Here is a 9084-nt window from a genome sequence, read left to right on the forward strand (position 1 = left end):
GGTGGATTTTTTCACTATGTGAGTGGTGACAGAGAAGATTTAATTGGGCGTGACTTTTTAGTAGGAAGTTTAGCGGCGTGGAAAGCTCCAACAAGTCATATCACGCTGAGTGACGATCCGAAGTTAAAAGCTGAATATTCCTTGCATATTTTGCTGGGAAGCTTAGCTACTTTACCATTCAGACCCGAATGGAACTTACATTTAGTTCTGTCAACGCACAACAGAGAAGTTTTTCAGGAGGCAGTAACCGCTAAAACGCAAGGTTCTCACGTAATTAATTTTGGCGGTAATAATGCCATACAGACGCGAGTAAATCTGAAAGTAAGTTTGGTGGTTCCTGAAGGTGTAGGCTCTTATGCTTATTGTGTTTCGGCAACACCAGAACCATTCATAGATAAAACAGCCAGTGCGATTGCGATTGACCTGGGAACCTCGACAATTATTCCAACTGTTTTTAGTATTGGTGGTTCAATTATTCACCGAAAAGTTTTAGAGATTGGTGGCTGTATCGACTTGCTTGATTCAATCGCATCCGACTCAGAATTAATCCAATTTTTAGGAAGTGGTAAAGCCGGAAGTGTTGAAACCATCCGCCAAGGGATTGAATCACGAGAGTTCAAGTATGGTACAAGAACTTTTGATTTCCGACCGATTTACTTACGCCATCTCAAGCCGTGGTTAGCTGACCGCCTGAGACTGGCTTTAAAAGAGGTGGAGGAGTGGCGTGATTCAGCTCAAAGCTTTGTTTGTTGGGGTGGTGGTGCTGAATTACCAGGTGTAGCCAAAATGCTTTCTACGCAAGGGATTACCGCAGTTCCGGAGGGTTGCTGGGCTAATGCAATTGGCTTGCAGCGGATGTCTGAAGGTCGCTTACACAGAGGTAAATAATTATGGCTGAGAATCTGCGGGTACGGATAGAAACGGATATTCAGGAATATCTGAAATCGCAATCAGAAAGAGTAATCGGCAAGGCTTCAAAAGAAGTGACTAGCACCGACTTAACAACCTTAACTAACCGGATCATTTACGAGCATAAAATAGCTCAATCAATGGCTAAACAAGTTCCGTTTGCAAAGTTGTTTAGCTGGGTGATGGGGTTGGTTCCTAGCGGTGGCAATAACAAAGTTGTACCGCTAAATCAAGGAGGTGAATTACCAGCACTCGGCTCTAATCAGAGCAAGGCAGATGATTTTAGTTTTGATGCTGAACTTGGCGATTTATTTGAAAATGAGGCGGCATAAATCAAAAGTGCCAGCAGTCAGGAGCCTGAGAAACTACGACGCTGGCACTGTCCCCAAAACATCACGTAATGGAGCAATTCAATAATGATACATGACATCCAGACGGCAATCCAACGCCGCATAGATCACAACAGAGTTTATGGCGTTGGTTTCGTAGAAGGGCAGACACTACCGCACGGCATTAGTTTAGAAGTCGCTTGTGAATTGGCTGAATATTGGTCGCAAGGGATGAATGACGAAGCGATCGCGCTCATCCAAACACTTCCCCAGGCTGAGATAATTCGCCGCATTTATAACGCTTGTGCGGGGATTAAAAGCTCATGAATCCAGAAACCCATAAGCTTAAGCACGAAATTTATAGGCAGCTAGTCGCCAAGGGAGCTAATTACCAATTCGCCGCCCTCGCTTCCGTTGCGTTAGCCAAACAGCAACTTGAAAATTACGAACCGACACCACAGGAAAAGAGACATATCGCGCAGTGCCAGGAGGAAATTAAATGAGTTGGCTTTCCTACAAAATAACTGCTGAATCTGGTACGACATTCACCCATCCCAGTAAGTTAGAAAATCTCCGTGAAGCACAAGCGGAATGGGAGCAAGAATTTAACCAGAAAGCTGCCAGCATCGCACTTGATGATGACGACCCTGAACTTGATTTTTCTGATTTATTTGAAGTTATTCCACAAGTGGAGTATCACGTTTCAGCACTCATTGAAGACCGAGCTTGGTACGAAGACTTTTTAGCAGAAGCTCAGAATATGAATGAGGAGACAGAAGCGTGAAAGACGATAATTTTACTCTCCCAATGGCGCTGCTAACAGTCTTTTTGGGTTGGCAATTGTTCTCCACTTATACCCAAGCGCAGAAGTTAAACCAGACGCTCGGCATCTGCCAACAGCGAGAACAGCGCACAAACGAAATGATTGATAAATTGCGCGGGTTCAATCAATAAGAACACTGCCCTCAGCCGTTACTTGAGGGCTACCTACTTAACCAAGGAGAAAATATGGAATTCGGAAAAAGAGGCGGTGCGATTGTTAAGTATTCCGGTAAGAACTCAGGCGTACATAAGGTTCACGCCATTGATGACCGGATTGCAGGATTAACTAAAAACTACTATGGCATTGACCTAAAGCGCATCCCTGAGATGAGCGACCAAGAGCTTGCAGAATTTGCTGATAGAGCGCAGGCGATGGACAGGTTGATTGAAGTGCTTCCAATTTTAGAGAAACACTTTTCAACATTGATTCAAGGTCAAGTCAAGTACGAGGAATTTGTAGCCAACACGCAGAAAGAAGCGGCAGCAGGAGCCAAGAAAATCGACCAGAAAATACTAGATGTTTTTCTAGTCAGCAAAGGCTATGAGAACCATCTTAAATTGATGGGTGATAAAGCACGACATGGAGTTCTCAAACTTGAATCTGAAAGCCGTAGCGCACTCAGCCTGGAGCGTCTAGATTTTCAGACCGCACTGCAATTAGTACAGCGGCGGCATCAAATTAGCGCACGTCGCACTCAAGAAAAGATTCCGCAGATGGAGCGGCGTGAAGCACTGGCAGAACAGGTGAGAAAGGAATCTGAGGAGCGGAAAGATTTACTGAATAACGGCACCAAGAGCGCCAGTAAAAAAGGCTTTTGGCAAGGGCTAGGTGATTGGTTCTCAGGTAAATAATTAAGGCGAGATAATGTTCAACCCACACGACAATCAGCCTCAATCCGAGGCTGAATTTCTTGAAAATACCGAGTCAGAATCCAGCACATCCAGGTTTTACAAAGCGGCTGGAAATATATCGGAATTTTGCTTGTATTTCTCCGGTGGTGTCGCTCTAGCACTGCTATCTCGCCTAGTGCCTGGGATGTTGATAGCTTATGCGATGTTGCTAGGTTTAACTGCTGGATACATTGCGCTGGCATTAGGAAAAGATAGACGTGAAAGTGCGGTAATTGGATTGGCGATCGCCGCGTCAACAATTGCAGGATTTTGGGATGCAGTGGTTTCCATCGTTGCAGTTCTTAATCCGTTACTTCTGGTTTCACTCCCAACTCTTTTAGTGTGCCTTGCAACTCTCTGGAGGGTTAGAAAATGAACTCCAAAATAGTAATGTTCTGCGCTTTTGGATTGGGAGTAATTGGTTCAGCAGTAGGCACAGCAGGTTATTTCGATGGAAAGCTAATCTACTGTCAACCCACTACTAACGGATGTGTCGAACGCTCAGTCCCAGACTGGATTAAATTAAATTCCTCTGCTAGAAATGTGCGGCGAGAACCAGGTGCAGCGGGATGGAAATTGAGCGGCGCATTTATTTCGGTAGCTGGATTTTGGGTGTCAATGACTTTAGCAAGAAGCTTGGCGGCTCAAGAGGAGAAGAAATATAAATATCAAAGCGTTTGGGAAGGAGTAAATTTTCAAAAACTACGCATTCAGGCACAGGCAGATTTGGAAGCCTTTAATCAACAGGCAATGTTACAAGCTGCTGAATTGAGTTATGCGACGCTGGAACCTTATGACCAACCGTTATTTGATGGACATGATTCACTTGATACAAGTAACCAAATTGAAGAGGCTAAACCAGCCGAACAACAAGTAAATATTTCTCCGGCATCTAGTAATCAAACCTCAGAAGGTCTATCTGGCACCGTCTTAAATAAAGATTCCGAAACAATCGGCATGGCAATCTTGGATGGACTTGTAGGCTCTTGCCGCTCTACTTTAATTGTGGGAAGTACCGGAGCTGGTAAGTCTGTCACTGAGTTATACCTTTTGACAAAGCTTCAAGGACGCTACCCGAATGCAGAAATTTGGGCAATCGCGCAGAAAAATGATTCATTCTGCGGATTGGATAAAAAAGGGCGAGTAATTTTATTTGATGCGCTTGACCCATCAGCAGCACTCAAAGGAATTGACCATATTCACGGCATCTACGACAAACGCCGCAGGTTGCCTGAAAACGCTAGAACCGACTTGCAGCCAGTGCGATTAATTCTCGCAGATTGGCTAAGTATCAATCAGGCACTAGAAGAATTAAAGAATGAGGAACTTGTTAAAAGCTCCAAATATTTAACCAAATTAGCAGACATTATCTACAACGGAAGAGAGCTAAATGTCTGTTTAGTTGTGGATTTACAAAGCTTTAACTTAGCTGCCATTGGCATGAAGGCAGACCGTAATAGCCGTAAAAACTTTAATCTCGTTGGATTAGGGAATTACTCAGTAGATGAGTTCGGCAGCATTAATGAGTCTTACGGAGTGCTGAATAACATGATTGGTAATAAAGATATGGTTGCCGATGAGGAAGAAAGGGCAGCACTGCTAGCAACATTTAAAGAACTCAAACCAATCTCTAAGGATAATCAGCGTCCAATTATCTTCACAACCCTAGAGCCTAGTCGCGTCGCCTTACTGCCAGATTTACGGCACTACAAGCCCGGTCAGTCGGTACGGATAAAGTTAGAGGGATATACACCTGAATACCTTAATCGCATCTTTAGCCTTGAGTTTGACATTGACGCTCCAGCACAAGCAGAAGAACCTGACGAAGTGACAGAAATAATTCACGACAACGCTAAAGCCAAAGAGCTTTTATTGACTTGGTTCGCGGGTAAGAAATGGGTGAAAATTAACCGCGCTAGGTCGATGTGTAAAGCACTCCAAAAATTTACCAATACTTCGGATGAGGTTCTTTTACTCATTAATGAACTGGTTGCAGAAGGACTAGCGAAAGTAAACGAGGATGGTGGATTTACGGTGGATGTGACCTTGTGACCAAATCCGAGAAACCGGGTAAAAAGCTCCAAATCACTTACCCGGTCACAGACGGTCACATGAGGTCACAGCCTTATACAGCAGGGGTCACAGCGGTCACACGTTCTGGTAACACTCGTGACCTGTGACCTGTCGCTGACCAATCCGTGACCTTTGTGTTACCTGCTGTGACCAATGAAAAATTAACTAAAACCAGAGGATAAATATGAATGATTTTTTGGCTCAATTGATTGAATTAATTATCCAGCTACTTCCAGATGAAGTGGTAGAGGAAATTAACGCTGTTAGTTTAAATGAACTCGACGCGAGAGGGTTAATTATCTGGACGGATGGAGGAAACGATGCAAACTAACTTAATCCAACGCCCAACACGACGAGAACTAATAATTGAATCTCTTTCTAATCGATTATGGGAATCTAGCCCAGAAGCAATTACCGAAATCTTGCAGCAGTTGCCAGACGAATTAGTTGGGAAGATAGCCAAAGCAACAATTCAAGTATTAGATGCGGAAGGCAGCAATGAGACGCAGAACTCGCAGGCGGATTAAGAATATTGCAATGGGAACTATCGCTGTCGGCTGTGCTTTCGGTTTCATAGTCCTGTTAATTCAGCCGAAGGAATTGCACAAAGGTATGCTGCTTGGATTTTGTTTTGGACTCTGTTGCGGCATTCGTCTGACGGAAGATTGACGGAAGAGGACTAGAAGTAGTATCCGAAAACGCAATCCGAGTGTCTAAATAAATGAAAACTACAGCCTTTTACGGTTCCACTTAGGCATAAGCAGATGATGCAATTTAACAACCCATTTTAAAGGGTTCGCCACAACTCAATCAACCTTATTAACTAGAAATAAATGGACACTGTCAGCCGTTCTCAAAGCTCCGACTTTGAGAAGAGGATAGAAGCTTTTCGCCAAATACCGCTAGAGCCGATAGATTACTGTACTCGTTGGGTAAAAGCAAACCCGAATAAAGGCTATCGAAAAAGTTGCATTAACTCTCTAGTGAAAGCAACTGGCTTGAGTTCACAGACAATTAAAAACTGGGGAACTAACTTTACTCGAAGACCGCAGAATTTACCTCATCTGCTCAGGCAACTTGACTTGCTGAATCAATTCATTGAATTGGTGAAAACTGGACAGATTACACTTCCGCCTAACTTCCCACAACAGTAGTTGGTCGTGATTCAGTATCAAGTTCTTCTTAAACCCCTTGTATCTGAAATCAAAGAGCATTATGTTGCCCTGAAGCCTTTAAATAAATGGAGAATTAATCAATGTCAACCACGAATGGTAAAAAACCTTCAGAGAGTTTAAACACTCCTCAATTAATCGAAAAAATTCAGCTACTTAATGACCGAATCTTGATTCACGATTTAGAAGTTCTCTTGCCAGATGCCTTGAACTACCTACAACTTCTTCCCGAATCTGAACGCGAACGTGCTTGCTTGAGTGCGGTTGAAATTGGCTTCCTCTGCTTACAGAGAACTCAAACCCGTAGCGACGTTGATTTTGTGAAACGGCAGATGGAGTCTCTGCTATCTGAGTTTCATCAAGCTGTTGCAGTCATTCCAGAAACGATTGAGAAACAATTAGTCCATCAGATTGGCACGAAAGACGGTCAGCTACTCGCTCCGGTGCAGCACACCATTAAGCTGACTCAAACTGTTCTGACAGACCAAGTGAAAGAAGTCAGAACCTTGCTTGCTAAAGATATTGACCCCTCTAAGCCATCCTCGGTTCTGGGTAGTGTGTTGAAAAAGATTCAAGACTTGTTGGACGACAAACGTTCAGATTCAGTGCAGGGAGCATTTAATGTTGCTATAGCAGACGTTACTACCCCCAACGGTGCTTTGGCTTCATCTGTTAAGGCAGTAGTAGCAGAGGCTATTGCACCGTTAGCTTTAGAAGTCGAAAAATTAGCTCAAGAGTTTCGAGAACAAGAACTGGTGGAATCAGTGCTAGAGCAGACGATTGCTAAAGGAGCTACCTATGAAGAAGCTGTAGTTGTGGAACTGCAAGATTGGGCTAAGTTGTGTGGAGCTGAGGTGCATTACGTCGCCAAGAAGAATCAGCCGGGTGATATTCTCATCAAACTGAGTTCCCACTCGATAGCAGCCACAGAACTATCAATAATAATTGAGGTGCGTAACCGACCTTCTGACCGATGGGGTCGCAAACTAATTTCTGAACAATTAGCGAAGGCGATGAGGTCGTATGAAGCGAAAGCTGCTATCTTTTTGAGCCGCACCCGTCAAGGATTAGCTACTGAAATTGGAGAATGGGCAGAGGGATTCTGCTCTCAAGGGATATGGGTAGCAACGACACACGAACTGCTTACGGTAGCGATTCAGTTTCTAATTGTGCGACAACAATTAGCTGCTCAACAAGCATTTAATTCAACACTTGACTGCAATGCTATAGAATCTCAAATTATTCGGATTCAGTCATCTCTGGATTACATCACCAAAATCAATACTGATTTGACGGCTTTGGAAGAGAATACTCAGGGCATAAGAAATAAAGCTAAGGCGATGAAGACAGAAATTTGCAGCGCCCTTACTTCAATTTCTGAAGCTCTGAGTAAAGATGATAGAACTAGCTGAGTGAGTATCTGCTGATGGATGATATACCAAGCTTAATTAAGCCCCGCAATGTAACGGGGCTTTTTTCTGGGAAGTAAAATCGCCTTCAAAAATGTTGTCCCAATTGGGACTTTTATAGCTTTTGATGTTTCAACATAGAGCTAGCAGAAATCAACTATATAAATTTAAAATCAAGTTTAACTTTTTAGCTTGCACAACTCTTCCAATGACCCCGCCTGCTGCCTCTATCGCATATAAAATAATCGCTGCTAAATAATGCTGCAATCTCTGATAACTGGTAAAAATTTCCTGAGTTTTAGGATAATATCAGTTTTTGTGTTCATTAAGTTTCTGTCGAAAATATCTCTTGCCAACTTAGTAATTTCAACGTCTTAAGATGTTCCAAAACCAATGGTCTTTTAGTTTAACAATTTCATCAGAATATGAACTAGAGACAGTAATATCTTTATTGTCTGACCTGTAAATAACAAGGTCATTCCTATCAAGTCCATACTGCCGTTGCCAGAATTTAATGATTGTTGTCTCCCCTTCTTTAGTAATTTTGATGCTTCCCCTGGTGTCTTTTCTACCTTCATTTGCAAGATAGCTATATTTGCAGGGAAGCTTAGCAGACTGATAAGAAGGATCAGGAACCAATTTTCCTGAATCTACTAAAGCGACTACCGCTTCAAAATCGGCTAATTTTGAATTAAAGCTTATTGGTGTAATATAAGGAGTTTCGCTAAAAAAAACAGCTAAGCAAATCACTGAACTAATTCCCCAAGGAATTAAAGCTTTTTTTCTTTCCCGTGCATTGATTTGTTTGAAAAAAGAGAAATTGAGTCCTATTAAGGCAACTCCCGACTTCAAAAAAGTATATGTTTTTGGAAGAAAACCCCCAAATAGACCTATAAGAGGAGAGATAAGAATACATAAAACTACTGCCCAAACTACAGAATGCAATATGCCTAAAATAATTTTTCGAGATGAATAGTTATCTGAATGAATTGACCACCAAGACGGCCATTGACAGAGAAAAACAAAAAATAAATAAAAATCTCCCAAAAGCAGCAAAGATTTTAGGTGCCATTGGCTTAGCCACTCAGCCCATTGGCAGCGGAAAAATTCAGGCATTAATATTAACAAGCCGATGAGCATGACTATTAGAGAGAATATTTTAACTTTAGTAGTCAAAAATGACTGCTGATTGGATGCACCACCGGAACTATCATTCATAGTTTAGACTGACATTAAAAGATAAAGGTATCCGGAATAATCCTATGTTAGATTTCTAAAATTCTCTAACTGTTCAAAATCAACAGATTTCAGCTTGCATTTTCCCCAAGCCTATTGCTAACCTCAACTAAAATATCTCTAACCGTCTATCAAACGCCTTATTAAGCCGCTAAAATCACCCATCTTGCTCCTTGAACGCTTCCTGGTAAAAATTCAGCAACATCATTCTTTTGGGACTGCCTTCATCCTGATAATTATGCT

15 protein-coding genes are annotated in these 9084 nt (G+C 42.4%); 14 read left to right on the plus strand and 1 reads right to left on the minus strand.

Annotated elements, in window-relative coordinates; all coding sequences use genetic code 11:
- From H6F66_RS18320 to H6F66_RS18380, 14 genes are all read left to right on the plus strand, one after another.
- Positions 1 to 888, plus strand: an 888-nt coding sequence (locus H6F66_RS18320) for a hypothetical protein (protein ID WP_190423933.1), incomplete at its 5' end; no start/stop codon positions are given.
- A 2-nt stretch (positions 889 to 890) separates the two neighbouring features.
- A complete protein-coding gene (locus H6F66_RS18325) occupies positions 891 to 1241 on the plus strand; it encodes a hypothetical protein (protein WP_190423935.1) in 351 nt (116 codons plus the stop codon).
- 84 nt (positions 1242 to 1325) lie between these two features.
- Positions 1326 to 1565: a hypothetical protein gene (locus tag H6F66_RS18330; RefSeq protein WP_190423937.1), complete on the plus strand. Its 240-nt coding sequence runs from the start codon at positions 1326 to 1328 to the stop codon at positions 1563 to 1565.
- Positions 1562 to 1741, plus strand: coding sequence for a hypothetical protein (locus H6F66_RS18335; protein ID WP_190423939.1), 180 nt, complete (start codon positions 1562 to 1564; stop codon positions 1739 to 1741). Before H6F66_RS18330 ends, H6F66_RS18335 begins: the two co-directional genes overlap by 4 nt.
- A complete protein-coding gene (locus H6F66_RS18340) occupies positions 1738 to 2022 on the plus strand; it encodes a hypothetical protein (protein ID WP_190423942.1) in 285 nt (94 codons plus the stop codon). The genes H6F66_RS18335 and H6F66_RS18340 overlap by 4 nt, the downstream gene beginning before the upstream one ends.
- The gene (locus H6F66_RS18345) at positions 2019 to 2192 is read left to right on the plus strand and encodes a hypothetical protein (RefSeq protein WP_190423944.1); all 174 of its coding nucleotides are present in this window, start codon (positions 2019 to 2021) and stop codon (positions 2190 to 2192) included. Before H6F66_RS18340 ends, H6F66_RS18345 begins: the two co-directional genes overlap by 4 nt.
- A 54-nt stretch (positions 2193 to 2246) precedes the next feature.
- Positions 2247 to 2912, plus strand: a complete 666-nt coding sequence (locus H6F66_RS18350) for a hypothetical protein (protein ID WP_190423946.1) — start codon at positions 2247 to 2249, stop codon at positions 2910 to 2912.
- A gap of 13 nt (positions 2913 to 2925) precedes the next feature.
- The gene (locus H6F66_RS18355) at positions 2926 to 3327 is read left to right on the plus strand and encodes a hypothetical protein (protein ID WP_190423948.1); all 402 of its coding nucleotides are present in this window, start codon (positions 2926 to 2928) and stop codon (positions 3325 to 3327) included.
- Complete coding sequence (locus H6F66_RS18360) at positions 3324 to 5003, plus strand: hypothetical protein (protein WP_190423950.1); 1680 nt, start codon at positions 3324 to 3326, stop codon at positions 5001 to 5003. Before H6F66_RS18355 ends, H6F66_RS18360 begins: the two co-directional genes overlap by 4 nt.
- Before the next feature lie 205 nt (positions 5004 to 5208).
- Positions 5209 to 5355, plus strand: a complete 147-nt coding sequence (locus tag H6F66_RS18365; protein WP_190423951.1) for a hypothetical protein — start codon at positions 5209 to 5211, stop codon at positions 5353 to 5355.
- The gene (locus tag H6F66_RS18370) at positions 5345 to 5551 is read left to right on the plus strand and encodes a hypothetical protein (RefSeq protein WP_190423953.1); all 207 of its coding nucleotides are present in this window, start codon (positions 5345 to 5347) and stop codon (positions 5549 to 5551) included. Before H6F66_RS18365 ends, H6F66_RS18370 begins: the two co-directional genes overlap by 11 nt.
- A 10-nt stretch (positions 5552 to 5561) precedes the next feature.
- A complete protein-coding gene (locus H6F66_RS28990; protein ID WP_277873947.1) occupies positions 5562 to 5693 on the plus strand; it encodes a hypothetical protein in 132 nt (43 codons plus the stop codon).
- A 164-nt stretch (positions 5694 to 5857) separates the two neighbouring features.
- On the plus strand, positions 5858 to 6178 hold the full coding sequence (locus tag H6F66_RS18375) for a hypothetical protein (protein ID WP_190423955.1): 321 nt from the start codon (positions 5858 to 5860) through the stop codon (positions 6176 to 6178).
- Between the two features lie 101 nt (positions 6179 to 6279).
- Positions 6280 to 7608, plus strand: coding sequence for a hypothetical protein (locus tag H6F66_RS18380; protein ID WP_190423957.1), 1329 nt, complete (start codon positions 6280 to 6282; stop codon positions 7606 to 7608).
- A gap of 363 nt (positions 7609 to 7971) precedes the next feature.
- Here H6F66_RS18380 and H6F66_RS18385 read toward each other — a convergent pair whose 3' ends face one another.
- On the minus strand, positions 7972 to 8823 hold the full coding sequence (locus H6F66_RS18385; protein ID WP_190423959.1) for a hypothetical protein: 852 nt from the start codon (positions 8821 to 8823) through the stop codon (positions 7972 to 7974).
- Positions 8824 to 9084: the final 261 nt, after the last annotated feature.

The organism is Trichocoleus sp. FACHB-6 (assembly GCF_014695815.1).
Taxonomy (GTDB): domain Bacteria; phylum Cyanobacteriota; class Cyanobacteriia; order Cyanobacteriales; family FACHB-T130; genus Funiculus; species Funiculus sociatus.